The sequence below is a fragment of the Bacillus sp. OK048 genome (assembly GCF_900103525.1).
Taxonomy (GTDB): Bacteria; Bacillota; Bacilli; order Bacillales; family Cytobacillaceae; genus Neobacillus.
In genome coordinates this window covers 88,465-104,336 of record NZ_FNHN01000007.1, presented here as the reverse complement: position 1 = coordinate 104,336, position 15,872 = coordinate 88,465, and the positions used below count along the sequence as shown (strand labels likewise).

Genomic DNA, 15,872 nt, shown 5'->3' with positions numbered 1-15,872 from the left:
CTATAGTACTATTTTAGCTCTCCTAGCGAAATAATGGCCAGAAAAGCAAAACAAATCGGCAATAATAAAATCAAGCCGGCTATCGATTCTAAATGGCCGGCTTGATTTTGAAGTTATTGGGGAGTAGAAATTGCAGCTGGGGATATGCGCAAGTTCTGTTGTTCCTCTTGATTAAATTGGTTCTGTAATTCAAGATTAGCTCTTTCAGCTTCTGAATTTGCCTGAATGGGAGCATGAACCTTTCCATCTTCCAGTTGTTCATTGATTTTGTTATTCGCCTCCACTGTGTTATTTGCAGAATTAGAGTCATTTGTCATCGTCCAAGCCTCCTTTTATCGTAACCAACATTTTTATCTTCCCCTAATAAAAAGATCATACACAACTAAAAACTGCCCCATTACGGGACAGCTGGTAGCTACTGAGTATGAACCGAAACTAACTCACTCATTTCTTCGGCTATTTTACTTTGGATGTTTTCGACAACCGAAAAGTCCATTGCCGGGACATAAATCGATTCAAGCTGATCATGAAGTTCTTTTGCCCTCGCTAAATAAGAGGTAGCTTCCTTCATTTTGTTTTTGTAAGATGCGGCGATTGGTTTAATTTTGTCTTCATAGATTTCATCTGTTCCTGGTGTAATCAATAGCTCATACATATCAATGATTTCATCACCGGCCCGGCTTGGGAAATACTCATGTGGAGCCGTACTGTCAAATATGGAAATTCCTAGCTCTCGAAAAATCACCATATCCAGGCTGTGAGGATCAAAACCACAATGATAGACTTCTGTATCAATACCCCTTACTTCTGCAGCTGCAGCCAGCTTCTTCAACATCGTTGATTTTCCGGAACCAGGGCGTCCTTTAATAAAGTAACGCTTTTCGATCCCCTCCGTTAAATTCGGGACAAAATCAACCGCTCCCTTAGGTGTTGCCGCCCCTAAGAAGCGATGGCGGATATCTGATTGCTTATTCAACTTCAGCTTACCAAAGAAGGATTGAATTAATTTATTGGTCAGCTGGTCTGCTTTTTCAAAATCCATGTTCTCAATATAAATTTTCTCCCAATCATCATGAACATCCAAAGCTTGTTTAAAGGTTGAGTAGGCTAAATTAAACGAAGCACTAATTTGTTTTGATAAACGTTCAATATTCTTTTTCTCAGCAGCAAGTGCCTTTGCGTTCCAGGCCTCACCCAAATTAATATACTGTTCTACAGCACCTGGAGCTTTCGGCTCGATTACATGCGGAGCCGTCCCGTCCACGATCCCCACCTTTAAGGCACGGATGATCACTCCATCAATGGAATTGTTATCCGACGAACAATGTAAGAACTCGATATCATATCCCTTTTCGACCCATTCGTTGCCTATCATTTTCATCAGTGAGGATTTACCTGTTCCAGGACCGCCTTTAAGAATATAGATACAATCTAGTCCTTGAAGATTTGAATCATATAGGCTGTGGAATCCTCTAGCTGTATTTCCGCCTGCAAAATAATTTTTTATCTTTCCTGCCACTTCTGATCACTCCCTTATACGTGACACTCGCAAGGTTTCATTTCAAACATATCTTATGCAATGTGTGTTTATAGGTGAATGCCCACTAAATTATTTTCTTACCTCAACGGTTTCAGCCTTTGTTAGATTTACTAACACTTTCGGATCGATCACGATTTGAACACCTATTTTCCCAGCGCTGACAACCATATCCTCAAGCGCTAAACAGCTTTCATCTATAAATGTCTTATATTCCTTTTTCATCCCAATTGGCGAGCAGCCGCCACGGATATAGCCCGTCCATTTTAAAATATCCTTAACAGGAATCATCTCGACGTTCTTTTCCCCAGCAACTTTTGCGGCTTTTTTTAAATCCAATTCTGCTTCTACTGGTATCACATATACATAAATATTTTTACTTGCCCCTTGGGCAACCAGCGTTTTATATACTTCACGAGCCTCCCTGCCTATCTTCGCGGCAACAGAAACTCCATCTATTTTTCCATCTTGATTATCGTATGTAAGCACCTCATAGGCGAATTTTTTGCTATCAAGTATTCGAATTGCATTTGTTTTGACCTTTGCCATTGCTCTCATCCTTAATCGTTTTTGCTATTATTATAACAATTTCCACTTGCCAATATATAAATAGGGTAAGGAATCATCCACTTCCTTACCCTGCGTTTTGCTTTTACGTGCACCTAAATGATCGAATTCTCCTTAGATCGGTTCCATAATATACCCAGCGGAATCCCCTCCAGCGATAGCCTGCAACTGAGTCTCTTCCAACAAAGGTTGGATAAAACCAGAAACTTCTTCCATTGTTAAGCCAAACAAAGGTAAAGCGGTGGAGGCAGCCTCTAATCGCTCCAGGGTCAACCGCGAATGCAGAAACTGATTCTTGCGGCGTATGCGAAGGTGGGGGTGTAGATGGCGCTCCATCATGATGTTGTCCTCCGCCCATCGGCGGGTGCTGAGATCCATGCTGCTGTCCTCCACCAAATGGCGGGTGCTGGGATCCATGCTGCTGCCCCCCTCCAAATGGCGGGTGCTGGGATCCATGCTGCTGCTCCCCTCCAAATCGAGGCTGCTGGCTTGGTTCTTGAATTGGTGACATTCCGTAATAATTGGGATAACCATCATAATTCACGGACATATTCCTCCTTTAATATGTTTTCCCCTTACTATATGCTGGGAATTTCATTGGGTTAAAGGACGATTTCCCCCTAGGTGCTACACGGAATCTCCACATTGTTGTCACCCGTTTGTCACTCTATTAATCCATTATTATAGTAAAATAAAGGTAGCTAGAAGATTATGACAAATATGGATTTTGACAAAAATTCATCTGGTTTATCACTTTTCCATGGTTAAATCAAAGATAATATGTGAAATTATTCACAATAACTAATATAAACTTTAATAAATTGAAAAGGGTGGCAATTATGAAATATGATTTAGTCCTTTTACACGCACCGAGTGTTTATGACTTTAGAAAAAACTCCCTGCTTGCAGGACCCATTAGCGATGTTGTACCGTCATCACCCGTGTTTGAAATGTATCCAATCGGCTTAACAAGTATTGCTGACTATCTAGAAAGATACGGACTTCGTGTTAAAATTATCAATATTGCGAACCGGATGCTGATGAGTGAAAAATTTGATGTCGAAAAGAAACTTAAAAAAATCAAAACCCGTATGTTTGGAATCGACCTGCACTGGCTGCCACATGCACACGGCAGTATTGAACTAGCGAAAATCGTAAAAAGGCTCCACCCAGATACACCGATGCTGTTTGGAGGTCTATCCGCCACCTATTATCATAAAGAGTTAATTGAATATCCATTTATTGACTTCGTTTTGCGCGGTGACTCAACCGAAAAGCTTACCCTGCTGTTAATGAATAAATTAGAACTCGGAAATACGCACTATGCTGATATTCCTAACTTAACCTGGAAAAAAGGTTCGGAAATCGGCTACAATCCACTCACTTATGTACCAAAGGATTTAGATGATATTGATGTACCAGGATATCGCTATACCGTCCGCTCTGTATTCAAATACCGTAATTTTCTAGACCCGCTGCCCTACAATGGCTGGCTGCAATACCCAAATACCGCATTACTAACAGCAAGAGGCTGTTCGCAAAACTGCCTGATTTGCGGCGGTTCCAAGGATGCCTATGATCAAAACTGTGGAAGAAGTTCTCTTGCACTTAGATCACCAGCAAAGCTTGTTGAAGATATTCAGTTTATTTCACGCTTCAGCCGGGCACCCATCTTTATCCTTCATGACCTTCGCCAGGGCGGCCGTGAGTATGTAAAAGAATTTTTCAGCCGTCTTAAAGAGCTTAATCTTAAAAACGAAATCGTCTTTGAATTATTCCAATATGCAGGTGAAGAATTCTTCAAAATGATGAATGAAAGCTGTTCAAAATACAGCATTGAAATTACCCTTGAAACGCATGATGAAAAAATAAGACGCTACAATGGGAAATTTAACTGCACCAATCCAAAGGTCATTGAAACCCTTAATTTTGCTCTCAAGCATGGTGCTAAGAAAATTGATTTATTCTTTATGACAGGTATTCCGAGTCAAACCTATCAAAGCGCAATGGAAAATATTGATTTCTGTGAAGAACTGCATCTTGCCTGCAATAAAGACCCAAGACTATTCTACTTTGTAGCACCGCTGGCACCATTCCTTGACCCGGCCAGCCCTGCTTTTGAAAACCCTGAGCTGCATGGCTTTAAGAAGTTCTGTCATACTCTTGAGGACCACCGCAAGGCGATCATCCAGCCATCATGGAAGCATATGTTGAGCTATGAAACAACACAAATGACTCGTGATGACATTGTCAACTCAACCTATGATTCGGCTCAAAAGCTAAACGAATTTAAGCTCAAGTATGGTCTAATTGACCAAGCAGGCTTCGATGAAATTAAAAGCAAGATTGAGAAATCTCAAGCTTATATCGAAAAGATTGATTATGTTCTCTCGCTTCCTGAAGAACAGCAGCAAATTGAATTAGCCAAAATTCAAAAGGAAATTGAAGAATTAAATAAATATAGTATTTGTGGAAAGAACGAATTGAAATGGGAGGTTCAAAAAAATTACGCGAACTTCTTCTCACTGGCATTAGTTGGTTTAGAGCAGCTTTATGAAGAGTATGTAACTAAGATCAAACATGCCTTACAGCCAAAACTTCGTCATCAATTTAAATTAGAAACACAACAAGAGAAAGCAAAAATATAGAAAAAGACGTGTGAGTTCGCGACTCACACGTCTTTTTTAATGACCACCCAAGTAAGCCATTCTAATTTGATCACTCTGATTTAGCTCTTCAGAGGAGCCGGACAACACGATTTTGCCTGTCTCAATGACATAGGCCCGGTCAGCAATTGATAATGCCATGTTTGCGTTTTGTTCCACCAACAGAATGGTCGTGCCCGACTTATTGATTTCCGCAATAATACGAAAGATCGTTTTAACTAACAGTGGCGCAAGCCCCATGGATGGCTCATCCAATAGTAAGAGCTTCGGGCGTGCCATCAAGGCTCTCCCCATGGCGAGCATCTGCTGCTCGCCGCCGGACAGCGTACCAGAAAGCTGCTTACGTCGTTCAAGTAGACGAGGAAACAAGTTGTAGACCCTTTCAAAGTCCTCCTTAATTCCTTGTTTATCCTTCCGTAAATAAGCACCTAATTCAAGGTTCTCTTCTACAGACATATTCGCAAAGACACGGCGCCCTTCTGGAACATGGGAAAGACCTTGTTTCACAATGGCCTGAGCTACCTTGCCTGAAATCGATTGTCCTTCAAACAAAATCGACCCATTCTTTGGTTTAAGTAAACCAGAAATCGTTTTTAAAAGCGTACTTTTCCCCGCGCCATTCGCACCAATCAAGGTAACAATTTCTCCTTCATTGATCTCGAGAGAAATACCCTTTAAAGCATGTATAATCCCATAATAGACATTGATATCTTCGATTTTCAGCATTACGAAACCTCCTCCCCAAGATACGCTTCGATGACTTTCGGGTTATTTCTGATTTGCTCGGGAGTTCCATCTGCTATCAGTTGACCATGATCAAGCACATAAATTCGTTCACATACGCCCATTACCAGGAGCATATCATGCTCGATCAGAAGAATGGTTAAATTGAACCTTCTTCGAACTAAGGCGATTAAATTCATTAATTCTTCTGTTTCCTGCGGATTCATCCCGGCCGCAGGTTCATCCAGCAGCAATAGTTTCGGATTAGCGGCTAGTGCTCTAGCAATCTCTAGGCGGCGCTGCTGGCCGTACGGCAGGTTCTTCGCCGTTTCATGCATGACACTATCTAAATTAAAAATCTTTAAAAACTCAATCGCCTTTTCCTCCATATCCTTTTCTTCAGAAAAGTGTTTAGGAAGGCGGAAAATCGAACTCATAATCGAATGCTTAGCAAGAGAATGATAGGCCACCTTTACATTATCAAGAACCGACAATTCATTAAACAACCGGATGTTTTGAAAGGTTCTGCTAATACCCTTTTTAGTAATCTTATAGGGTGCCAATCCATTTAATTTATCTCCATCCAGCTCAATGCTGCCTTCAGTAGGGACATACACACCGGTTAGCAGATTAAAAAATGTCGTCTTCCCGGCGCCATTAGGACCAATTAAGCCTACTAATTCGCCTTGTCTTAATTCGAGGTTCACATCTGAAACAGCCTTTAATCCGCCAAAACGGATGCCTGCATGATTCACTTTAAGCAAGGGTGTATTTGCTTTCATCGTGGGACACCACCTTTAGCAGATTTGCCGATTTTCAAGAAGGCGGTGATTTCTTTCGTTCCCAACATTCCCTGTGGACGGAACAGCATCATCACGATCAGCACAAGGCTGTAAATAATCATCCGCACTTCCGGATAACTGCCGAGGAATGTTGAAACAATCGTCAACAAAATCGCAGCAAGAACTGCACCTGACATACTTCCCAAGCCCCCGATTACAACTAAAATCAAAATATCAAAGGATTTCAAAAAGCCAAAGTTCTGTGGCTGAATGATATAAAAATTATGAGCATGCAAGGCGCCTGCAACGCCAGCGAAGAAGGCACCAATTACAAACGCCATTACTTTATAATACGTTGTATTAATCCCCATCGCATCTGCAGCAATTTCATTCTCCCGTATGGAAAGGCATGCCCTTCCATGGGTGGAATTGGTGAAATTGACAATAACAATGATGGTAATCAAGACACAAGAAATCAACCATGGCCATGTTGTCAAGTGGGAAACGGTCATCCCGCTGGCCCCGCCGACATAATCAATATTTAAAAATACAATTCTCATAATCTCGCCAAAACCGAGTGTGGCAATTGCAAGATAGTCCCCCTTCAGCCTGAGAGTGGGAATCCCGATAATCAAGCCAGCTATGGCCGCTGCCAATCCGGCAGCTACGATAGCTAATGGGAACGGAAGCCCCAATTTCATTGTTACAACTGCCGACATGTAAGCACCGATGGCAAGAAAACCAGCGTGTCCAATTGAAAACTGGCCAGTAATGCCAATAATTAAATGTAAACTGGCAGCCAAAATAATATTAATTCCGATTGAAAACAAAGTGTTCACATAAAAGGAGTTTAGAACCCCTCCAGTAATCAGGAATTGCACCACGATGGAGAATATAATAGCTAAAACGGTTGATACCCAAAAAAACTTCGCTTGTTTGATCTGATTCATCTTCATGAAGCTGCGCACCCCCCTAGACCTTTTCCCTGATATTTTTGCCAAATAATCCGGCTGGGCGGAATATCAGGATTAAGATTAAGACCACGAAAGCAACCCCATCACGCCATAGAGAGAAACCTGCAGCACTCACTAATGACTCAATAACACCCAATAATAAACCACCAACCATTGCACCAGGAATAATTCCAATACCGCCCAATACAGCAGCAACGAAGGCTTTAAGACCAGGGATAATTCCCATTAATGGCTCAATTTTTGTGTAGTACATTCCGAAGGCAACGCCAGCCGCACCTGCTAGTGCCGAACCAATCGCAAACGTTACTGAAATTGTATTGTTTACGTTAATTCCCATTAATCTAGCTGCATCCATATCGTGGGAAACAGCACGCATTGCTTTACCAATTTTTGTTTTATGTACAATAAACTGTAAAAGAATCATTAATACTAGTGAAGTGCCTAAAATTAATACTGACTGACTGCTCACTTTCACCCCTAAGAATTCTAGGCTTTTTGCCGGGATTAGATCACCTGGATAAGCCTCGGGCTGGGCTCCACGGACATAGATCATTCCATACTCAATCAATAAGGAAACCCCGATTGCTGTAATCAATGCCGCAATCCTTGTAGCATTTCGTAAAGGTTTATAGGCTATTCTTTCAATAAGAACACCTAAGAGCGCACAAGCTGCCATGGAAATGAGCAACGAAGGGAAAAATCCCAAATCTAAAATAGTAATCGAATAAAATCCAATAAATGCACCGACCATGAACACATCACCATGGGCGAAATTAATTAATTTGACAATGCCGTATACCATTGTATATCCAAGTGCGATCAATGCATAAATACTGCCTAAGGAAATGCCGTTGACCAGCTGCTGTATTAGTTGTTCCATGTCTGCAACTCCTTTTCGTTGGGTAGGGGAATCCTTCCAACTCCCAAAAACCAGAATAGGGAACATACCTATGCTCCCTATTCATTTTGATCAGTATCCATTTGTCTGGCTAAATTATGGATTAACCTTCGTTTTAAATTGTTGCTCGCCGTTTACATATTCCAAAATAACGGCAGATTTGATTGGGTTATGCTTTTCATCAAGGTTCAACTTTCCTGTTACAAGCTCAAGACCGTCAGTTTCAGCAAGCGCCTTTTGAATTTTCTCACCATCAGTGCTGCCGGCCCGCTTGATGGCATCAGCAAGGAAATAAGCAGAGTCATAACCTAATGCATTGAACGCATCAGGAGTTTTGTCCTTGTATTTTGCTTTAAACGCTTTTACAAACTCTTGTACCTTTGGATCCTTATCACCAGGAGAGTAGCTGTTTGTAATAAGCGTATTGTTCAAAGCGTCTTTGCCTCCAAGCTCAACCAGCTTCGGAGAATCCCAGCCTTCGCCGCCCATCATTGTTACATCGATTCCTAACTCACGTGCTTGCTTAATGATTAGACCAACCTCTTCATAATAGGCCGGTACATAGACAAAGTCAGGATTTGCTCCTTTAATATTTGTTAATTGTGCACGGAAGTCTGTATCCTTCGCCACAAAGGCCTCTTCCTTGACAATTTTTCCACCATCCTTCTTGAACGTTTCTTTAAAGGAAGCAGCTAAACCTTTTGAGTAGTCGCTGGCGCTATCAAGAATTATAGCCGCTGATTTAGCCTTCAATTCTTTAGTAGCATAGTTCGCAGCTACTGTTCCTTGAAATGGGTCGATAAAGCAAGTACGGAAAACAAAATCATTCAATTTGCCATTTTTAAATGTAACATCTTCTGCTGTTCCACTTGGTGTTAAAAGTGGAATTTTATTACTCTGAGCAATTTCAATTTGGGCCTTTGTATTGCCGCTTGTTGCTGCTCCAATAATGGCAACAACCTTGTCCTGGGTAATCAGCTTTGTGGCACCGTTAATAGCTTCCGGAGCATCAGATTTATTATCAAATGGAACAAGTTCCAGCTTCTTGCCATCAATGCCTTCCTTGTTGATTTCTTCAAGTGCTAAATCAATACCTTCTTTAATTGACTGACCGTAAGATGCTACCCCGCCAGAAAGTTCAAGGTTGGCACCGATCTTAATCGTTTCTCCATCTTTTCCACCGCTTGTACTTGCTGAACCACATCCTGCCAAAACACCTGCCGCCACCATGAACGACATAAAAACACCTGCTAGCTTTTTTCCCCTCATTGTCCCTACCCCCTATTTTCGAATAAATTTCCCTTTTATCCAGGATGTTTTTTCGCAAGATGTTTAAGAAAATATAATATTCTGAAAACATTGTACCAAAATTCATTTCTATTCGTCTAGTAGGTAGAGGTATTATTTTTATATAATTCGGAAAAATTAATAAATTATGAATTTAAACTTTCTGCATAGTGCTTAATATTCTCTCTTGCGCTAAAGGACTAAAATGTTACTTTGTTTTTAAAAATGCAAAAGAGGCCCCTGATTGGCAGCCTCTCTTTCTTAAACATTATACTAGTACTTTATTTTTTGTTTCTTTTCCTAAAAAGATAACGGCCAGTGCAGCCACAAAAATTGAGATACAAAAGATGGTAAAGATCGTTGAAATGGGCGTACCTTGTGTCACAAGATAACCGACCAATAAGGGTCCAAGTACCCCGCCTAAACGGCCAAATGCTGCTGCTGAACCTGAACCGGTTCCACGAATAACGGTCGGATACTGTTCTGGTGTATAGGCGTATAATCCGCCCCATGCCCCCAGATTAAAGAAGGATAAAAGAATTCCCGATGTGATTAACAGTGCTGTGGATTCCGCGTTTCCAAAAAGAAGAGCACTAATCGCCGTCCCAATTAAATAGACAGATAAGACAAACTTCCTTCCAAATCTCTCAATACACCATGCTGCTGTAAAATAACCTGGCAATTGAGCAAGCGTCATAATCAATACATAACCAAAACTTTTGATTAGACTAAACCCCTTCAACACCATCACACTTGGAAGCCATAAAAACATGCCATAGTAGGAGAAAACCACACAGAACCAAACAATCCATAGCATCGTTGTTCGGCGGCGGTACTCATTTGTCCATAGATTCGCTAGACTTTGAAAAGCAGAAATCTTTTCTTTTTCTTTTATAGCCTCAAATCTTGGTGAATCCGGTAAACCCATCCGTAAATATAAGGCATATAAGGCAGGTGTTGCACTAATTAACAAGGCAGTCGACCAGCCAAATCTCGGAATGATAAAATAAGAGATCACTGCTGCTATCAGCCAGCCAGCCGCCCAAAAGCTTTCTAGTAAAACAACAATTCTTCCTCGTTTTTCAGCAGGTACACTTTCAGAAACAAGTGTCGAAGCAACCGGCAGCTCGCCGCCAAGACCCATTCCTATAAAAAACCGTAACACGAGAAAAATGGTTATCGAGGTGGCAAATGCGGAAATACCGCTTCCGATTGAAAACAATAATAACGTAATGATAAAAACATTTTTCCGGCCAATTCTATCTGACATTAAACCAAAAATGAGTGCCCCAACAGCCATCCCGATTGATTGAATACTTCCGATCCAACCCATTTGCTGGGGAGTTAAATTCCATTCCACACTTAAAGCAGCAATAATGAAGGAAAGCATGCCAACATCCATTGCATCAAACATCCAACCTGTACCGGAAACCCAAAGCAATTTCCGATTAGAAATTTCCTTTTTCATATCCTGCCTCCTTTACTATTTTCATTATTCCCTAATAGAAAATCTTATATTAATCAACTGTCATTTCAACATTACTAAATTGACTAAAAAACATATGATAGTACTTTCCTTGCTGGTCCATAAGCTCACGATGATTTCCTTTTTCAACAATTTCCCCATTGTCGATTACCATAATCGTATCGGCATCACGAATCGTGTTCAATCGATGGGCGATAATAAAACTTGTCCGCCCCTCCATTAAAGAAAGCAGTGCCTCTTGAATATGCAGCTCGGTACGCGTATCAATACTGCTCGTCGCCTCATCTAATATCAGTACAGAAGGCTTAGCGAGAATCACCCTGGCAATCGCAAGCAACTGACGCTGCCCCTGGCTTAAGTTGCCGCCATTTTCTGATAGAGTTGTTTCATACTGATGGGGAAGACGGCTAATAAACGGGTCTGCATTGGCCATTTTTGCAGCCATTATCACTTCTTCATCGCTGGCAGAAGGCTTCCCATACTTAATATTATCCTTAATCGATCCCGAAAACAGATAGGTATCCTGCAGAACAAAGCCGAAACAACTTCTTAAGCTATCCCTTGTATATTCTCTACTATCACGGCCATCTATTAAAATTCTGCCTTCAGTCACATCGTAGAATCTTGTCAACAGATTCACAATCGTCGTTTTCCCTGCCCCTGTCGGTCCTACTAATGCGGTACTGCTGCCAACTTCAGCCTCAAAGCTAATATTTTTTAAAATAGGGACATCGCCACGGTAGCCGAAACTAACATTTTCAAACACAACATGACCTTTTGGCTTGGCTAACACAACAGCATCCTTACCATCGTCTGGCTCTTCCTGTTCATCAAGGATTTCAAAGACCCGCTCTGCTCCAGCTACACCTGACTGGAGCATATTAAAAATTTGCGCAAGGTCGTTAAGAGGTCTGACAAACTGTCGTGAGTAAGTAATAAAGCTGGCAATCGCACCCACTGTAATCATGCCCTTAACAGCAAGAAACCCACCCGTCACCGCTACAATCGCAAACCCTAAATTATTAATTACATTCATGATTGGCATGAGGAAACCGGACCAGATTTGCGCCTTAAGGCCGACCTCACGGAGTTTCTGATTGACTTCTTCAAACTCGGATATTGCTTTTTCTTCATGATTAAAGGCTTTCACCACTTCAATACCTGAGATGGTTTCTTCCATTTGTCCATTTAACCTTCCAAGTTGGATCTGTTGCGCTTTAAACAAAACACTCGTTCTTTTTGCAATCGTCTTGGTTAACAAAAAGACAAGGGGAACCGTCAGTAAGCTTGCCGCCGTCAAGACGGGACTTAAGATCAGCATCATGATAAAGGAACCGCTAATGACAATGACACCTGACATCAGCTGTGTCGTCGATTGAGAGATCGTGCTGCTGACATTATCGATATCGCTTGAAAGCCTGCTCATTAACTCTCCATGTGTCCGCTTGTCAAAAAAGGCGATTGGCAGCTTTTGTAGTTTTTCAAAAAGGGCATCACGCAATCGCTTGACAATTCGCTGGGAGACACCAGCCATCAGCCAGCCCTGCAAGAACGTCAATAAGGCATCTACGATAAAGGCAACGACCAAAATCAGGACCATCAGTTCAAGGAAATTAAAATCTACTTGTGTTTCCAAGCTGATGGCATCAACTGCTTTTCCGATTAAAAAAGGTGAAAGCAGTGCTAAGGCGGAGCTAAAAAAAATGAAGATAAATACAAGACTCAGCGTTTTTCGTTCATTGCCAAAATAATGCCATAACCTTCGGATTGTTTCTTTAAAATTCTTTGGTTTTACAATCGGAGCTCCCCGGCGGTGACCACCTCCAATGCCAGCTCTTCCCGGGATCGATAGCGGAGGTGGTGTGTTGCTTGATTGGTTCGCCTTCACTGCCATTTAGAGTTCCACCTCCTTACCAATCTGTGATTGATAGATTTCCTGGTAAACCTTGCAGCCTCTTAGTAAATCTTCATGTTTTCCACTTCCTACGATTTCACCGTGATCCATGACAACTATTTTATCTGCATCGATAATCGAGGTAATCCGCTGTGCAATCATCAGACAAGTAAGCCCTTGGGCATATTTCTTCAATCCCGCTTTAATTCCCGCTTCCGTAGTGACGTCAACTGCACTTGTACTATCATCTAAAATTAGGATTCGCGGGTTTTTAATTAACGCTCTAGCAATCGAAAGCCGCTGCTTTTGACCACCTGAGAAGTTGACTCCGCCCTGACCAATTCTAGTTTGATATCCTTCTGGTGAAGCAGCGATAAAGTCATGTGCCCCAGCTATCTGGGCTGCCCTCTCAATTTCCTCCATTGAAGCATCTTCTTTTCCCCATTTAATGTTTTCCGCCACGCTTCCAGTAAAAAGAATCGTTTTTTGGGGAACAAAGGCAATTTTCTCTCTAAGCCTTTTAGGGTCAACAAGGTGGATATCCTCACCATCCACTTTGATACTACCTGCACTCACATCATAAAAGCGGGGAATTAGGCTGACCAGTGTACTTTTCCCCGAGCCGGTTGAGCCAATAATTCCGATAGTTTCCCCCGGCAGACAGGTAAGATTGATCTTTTTCAATACAGGTTCACCACTTGTCCCTTCATAGGAAAAGGAAACATTGTTAAATTCAATGCTGCCTTTGTCACCAGGGGATAAGCTCACATCACTTTCCCAGGTGAGGTCGTCCTCGAGGGCAAATACTTCCCCCACCCTTACAGCTGACGTTTTCGCACGGACAAACATCGTAAAGACCATGGATATCATCATCAATGAAAAAAGAATTTGGGTCATATAGTTGATAAAAGCAATGATATGGCCGACTTGAACATTGCCATTGGTAACGCCTAAACCACCAATCCAAAGAACTGAGACGATTCCCAGGTTGACCGTAAGCATAATTGCCGGGCTGAACACAGCCATCAGCCTTGTTGCCGAAATCGATTGCCTTTTAAATTCTTCATTCGTTTTATCAAATTTAGTGAGCTCAACATCAAAGCGGTTAAACGCTTTAACCACTCGTACCCCAGATAAATACTCACGCATGACACCGTTAAGTCGGTCGAGCGCTTTTTGAACCTTTGAAAACAGAGGGAACCCAAGCCGTAAATTTATAACAATAAATAACGCTACAATGGGGACGACAACGGCGAGCACAACAGATAGATGAAGATTGAGCCGAGTCGCCATGATTAAGCCCCCGATCGCTAAAAGCGGGGACTTAACGAAAATTCGCATTAATCCATTAGCAAAAACCTGCATCTGCGTCACATCATTGGTCAGCCTTGTGATGAGCGACGCACGTTCAAACCGGTCAATATTTTTAAACGACAGGGTTTGAATCTTTTTATATAAATCAGATCTTAGCTCTGTGCCAAAGCTTTGGGAAACGATGCTGGCAATTACGCTCCTAATCGATGCCGAGACGGCACCAAAAAGCGTAATCAGCAGCATGACTCCGCCCATTTTCAACACATAATCCAAGTCTCTCCCCACGACACCGACATCTATAATTTTCGCCATAATCGTCGGCATCATCAAATCACTAATCGCTTCAAACGTTAAAAATAAAACAGCTAAACTAAAAGACTTCCAATATTTCTTTATGTATTTTGTTAAAAACCCCATCTCTTGTTCACCTCAAATTGGAAATCCTTAGAATTATGATAAGGATATTATAACAAAAAAAAGTACGAGTTCTTCTGAAAAGAACTCGTACTTTTAATTAATCTTCTAAAGGACTGAATTCATGAACCCATACACGCATTTGTGGAAGCCACGGCATTCCAGGGTGGTAGGAAAGAATACTTTGCTTATATTCTTCAACCGTAGGGTAGCCCTCGCGGCGTGCGTCATCATCCGTCAATTCACCTAAACTTTGTGAATAAACCCGTTCTACCACAAATTGATTGCCTTCAAGATTCATGATTTCTCCTGGGTCAGCATACCTGCCATTCCTGCGTGTCGCTGTCTTTTCACCTGCCAGCACCTTTTTAATATCTGATTCCATTGTGATGAGTCGTTCAATCGAGCACGTTTTTGGCGGCAGTATAGTGTTTTCATTTTGCATAATCATTTCCTCCTTATTCCAATTCGGTTTTTACCATTTTACCACTATCACTATATTATTAAAACTTCCTACACATTTAAATCACGCTTTTTAAAATAGATAAAGGTTACTACCGTAAGAACTGCAATCAATACGGTGGCCAGGATAACAAAGCTTAACTCAAAACCGGCTCCAAACATCACATTTTTTGCCTCAAAGTATTTGAAAGGAGTAAGGTATTTCAAGCCTTCAATATTTTCATTTAAATCAATCGCTACTGAGATCAAATACGTAAGCAAAAGAACGCCCGTCGCTAGAGAAGCAGCTGTTTTTGATTTCTTTTTCACCGCCGCAAGGGAGCTGCCGATGACCAAAAACAGCATTTGTAAAATAAACATACCACCCATGGTGAGGGCAATATCACCGGTAACCACTCCACCTTCGCTGTATTTACCGACTAATAGTATAGAGGAAGCAAAGGTAACAAGATTTATGATTAAGATATTGACGAACGCTGCCAGTAATTTCGCCGTAAGGATACGATTTCTTGAAACAGGCTTCACAAATAAAAACTCTGAGGTCTTATCCCGTTCTTCTTTGGCAATGATCGTCGCCCCGAGCATGGCCGCATGAATGGTGGCCATTAGTAACAAATAGATAAATAGCAATCCGTAATAACCGCTTGCTGTTGAAATATCGAATTCGCCGATCCCTAAGACTGCAAGCAATGATTTGGGCATTCCCGCCAGCATTTCATTCATGGACTGGCCAGAAGAAGCTAAACTCTCATATTTCACCATTCCCGACGCAACCATTAGAAAAACACCAATACTCCAAAAGATCAGGGATTTCCGATGCGACTTCATTTCTTTTAAAAAAATATTCATCCTACCATCATTCCTCCTT

General features: G+C 41.6%; 15 protein-coding genes. 1 reads left to right on the top strand and 14 read right to left on the bottom strand.

All coding sequences use genetic code 11. The annotated features are described in order from the left end of the window. Positions 1-113: 113 nt before the first annotated feature. The 4 genes from BLR86_RS14155 to BLR86_RS14140 form a co-directional block, all read right to left on the bottom strand. Positions 114-317 carry a hypothetical protein gene (locus BLR86_RS14155; RefSeq protein WP_090762506.1) on the bottom strand — a complete coding sequence of 68 codons (204 nt, stop codon included), beginning with the start codon at positions 315-317 and terminating at the stop codon, positions 114-116. A gap of 98 nt (positions 318-415) precedes the next feature. Beyond that, positions 416-1,519, bottom strand: coding sequence for a PRK06851 family protein (locus BLR86_RS14150; RefSeq protein ID WP_090762504.1), 1,104 nt, complete (start codon positions 1,517-1,519; stop codon positions 416-418). 90 nt (positions 1,520-1,609) lie between these two features. Beyond that, on the bottom strand, positions 1,610-2,086 hold the full coding sequence (gene ybaK / locus BLR86_RS14145) for a Cys-tRNA(Pro) deacylase (RefSeq protein WP_090762502.1): 477 nt from the start codon (positions 2,084-2,086) through the stop codon (positions 1,610-1,612). Between the two features lie 103 nt (positions 2,087-2,189). Next, positions 2,190-2,654, bottom strand: a complete 465-nt coding sequence (locus BLR86_RS14140; RefSeq protein ID WP_090762500.1) for a hypothetical protein — start codon at positions 2,652-2,654, stop codon at positions 2,190-2,192. A gap of 289 nt (positions 2,655-2,943) precedes the next feature. Between BLR86_RS14140 and BLR86_RS14135 the strand changes: the two genes are divergently transcribed. Beyond that, complete coding sequence (locus tag BLR86_RS14135) at positions 2,944-4,752, top strand: TIGR04190 family B12-binding domain/radical SAM domain protein (RefSeq protein ID WP_090762498.1); 1,809 nt, start codon at positions 2,944-2,946, stop codon at positions 4,750-4,752. Positions 4,753-4,788: 36 nt separating this feature from the next. Here the strand turns inward: BLR86_RS14135 and BLR86_RS14130 are convergent, their stop codons facing one another. The 10 genes from BLR86_RS14130 to BLR86_RS14085 form a co-directional block, all read right to left on the bottom strand. Further along, complete coding sequence (locus BLR86_RS14130; protein WP_090762496.1) at positions 4,789-5,496, bottom strand: ABC transporter ATP-binding protein; 708 nt, start codon at positions 5,494-5,496, stop codon at positions 4,789-4,791. Next, positions 5,496-6,275 carry an ABC transporter ATP-binding protein gene (locus tag BLR86_RS14125; RefSeq protein WP_090762495.1) on the bottom strand — a complete coding sequence of 260 codons (780 nt, stop codon included), beginning with the start codon at positions 6,273-6,275 and terminating at the stop codon, positions 5,496-5,498. Before BLR86_RS14125 ends, BLR86_RS14130 begins: the two co-directional genes overlap by 1 nt. Next, entirely contained in the window at positions 6,272-7,225 is a 954-nt protein-coding gene (locus BLR86_RS14120; RefSeq protein WP_090762932.1) for a branched-chain amino acid ABC transporter permease, read from the bottom strand. The genes BLR86_RS14125 and BLR86_RS14120 overlap by 4 nt, the downstream gene beginning before the upstream one ends. 22 nt (positions 7,226-7,247) lie before the next feature. Further along, the gene (locus BLR86_RS14115) at positions 7,248-8,129 is read right to left on the bottom strand and encodes a branched-chain amino acid ABC transporter permease (protein ID WP_090762929.1); all 882 of its coding nucleotides are present in this window, start codon (positions 8,127-8,129) and stop codon (positions 7,248-7,250) included. A gap of 114 nt (positions 8,130-8,243) precedes the next feature. Beyond that, positions 8,244-9,416, bottom strand: coding sequence for an ABC transporter substrate-binding protein (locus BLR86_RS14110; protein ID WP_090762493.1), 1,173 nt, complete (start codon positions 9,414-9,416; stop codon positions 8,244-8,246). Between the two features lie 286 nt (positions 9,417-9,702). After that, positions 9,703-10,902, bottom strand: a complete 1,200-nt coding sequence (locus tag BLR86_RS14105) for an MFS transporter (protein WP_090762491.1) — start codon at positions 10,900-10,902, stop codon at positions 9,703-9,705. 49 nt (positions 10,903-10,951) lie between these two features. After that, positions 10,952-12,814, bottom strand: a complete 1,863-nt coding sequence (locus tag BLR86_RS14100; protein ID WP_090762489.1) for an ABC transporter ATP-binding protein — start codon at positions 12,812-12,814, stop codon at positions 10,952-10,954. Further along, a complete protein-coding gene (locus BLR86_RS14095; protein ID WP_090762487.1) occupies positions 12,815-14,545 on the bottom strand; it encodes an ABC transporter ATP-binding protein in 1,731 nt (576 codons plus the stop codon). 97 nt (positions 14,546-14,642) lie between these two features. After that, positions 14,643-14,993 carry an ASCH domain-containing protein gene (locus BLR86_RS14090; protein WP_090762485.1) on the bottom strand — a complete coding sequence of 117 codons (351 nt, stop codon included), beginning with the start codon at positions 14,991-14,993 and terminating at the stop codon, positions 14,643-14,645. Between the two features lie 62 nt (positions 14,994-15,055). Beyond that, positions 15,056-15,853 (bottom strand): ABC transporter permease subunit, encoded by a 798-nt coding sequence (locus tag BLR86_RS14085; RefSeq protein WP_090762483.1) that lies wholly within the window; start codon positions 15,851-15,853, stop codon positions 15,056-15,058. Positions 15,854-15,872: the final 19 nt, after the last annotated feature.

What these genes read in the sequence shown, in the direction of transcription:
- BLR86_RS14155 (WP_090762506.1), bottom strand. Translation starts at nt 317, where the DNA reads ATGACAAATGACTCTAATTCTGCAAATAACACAGTGGAGGCGAATAAC.
- ybaK (WP_090762502.1), bottom strand. Translation starts at nt 2,086, where the DNA reads ATGGCAAAGGTCAAAACAAATGCAATTCGAATACTTGATAGCAAAAAA.
- BLR86_RS14140 (WP_090762500.1), bottom strand. Translation starts at nt 2,654, where the DNA reads ATGTCCGTGAATTATGATGGTTATCCCAATTATTACGGAATGTCACCA.
- BLR86_RS14135 (WP_090762498.1), top strand. Translation starts at nt 2,944, where the DNA reads ATGAAATATGATTTAGTCCTTTTACACGCACCGAGTGTTTATGACTTT.
- BLR86_RS14130 (WP_090762496.1), bottom strand. Translation starts at nt 5,496, where the DNA reads ATGCTGAAAATCGAAGATATCAATGTCTATTATGGGATTATACATGCT.
- BLR86_RS14125 (WP_090762495.1), bottom strand. Translation starts at nt 6,275, where the DNA reads ATGAAAGCAAATACACCCTTGCTTAAAGTGAATCATGCAGGCATCCGT.
- BLR86_RS14120 (WP_090762932.1), bottom strand. Translation starts at nt 7,225, where the DNA reads ATGAATCAGATCAAACAAGCGAAGTTTTTTTGGGTATCAACCGTTTTA.
- BLR86_RS14115 (WP_090762929.1), bottom strand. Translation starts at nt 8,129, where the DNA reads ATGGAACAACTAATACAGCAGCTGGTCAACGGCATTTCCTTAGGCAGT.
- BLR86_RS14110 (WP_090762493.1), bottom strand. Translation starts at nt 9,416, where the DNA reads ATGAGGGGAAAAAAGCTAGCAGGTGTTTTTATGTCGTTCATGGTGGCG.
- BLR86_RS14105 (WP_090762491.1), bottom strand. Translation starts at nt 10,902, where the DNA reads ATGAAAAAGGAAATTTCTAATCGGAAATTGCTTTGGGTTTCCGGTACA.
- BLR86_RS14100 (WP_090762489.1), bottom strand. Translation starts at nt 12,814, where the DNA reads ATGGCAGTGAAGGCGAACCAATCAAGCAACACACCACCTCCGCTATCG.
- BLR86_RS14095 (WP_090762487.1), bottom strand. Translation starts at nt 14,545, where the DNA reads ATGGGGTTTTTAACAAAATACATAAAGAAATATTGGAAGTCTTTTAGT.
- BLR86_RS14090 (WP_090762485.1), bottom strand. Translation starts at nt 14,993, where the DNA reads ATGATTATGCAAAATGAAAACACTATACTGCCGCCAAAAACGTGCTCG.
- BLR86_RS14085 (WP_090762483.1), bottom strand. Translation starts at nt 15,853, where the DNA reads ATGAATATTTTTTTAAAAGAAATGAAGTCGCATCGGAAATCCCTGATC.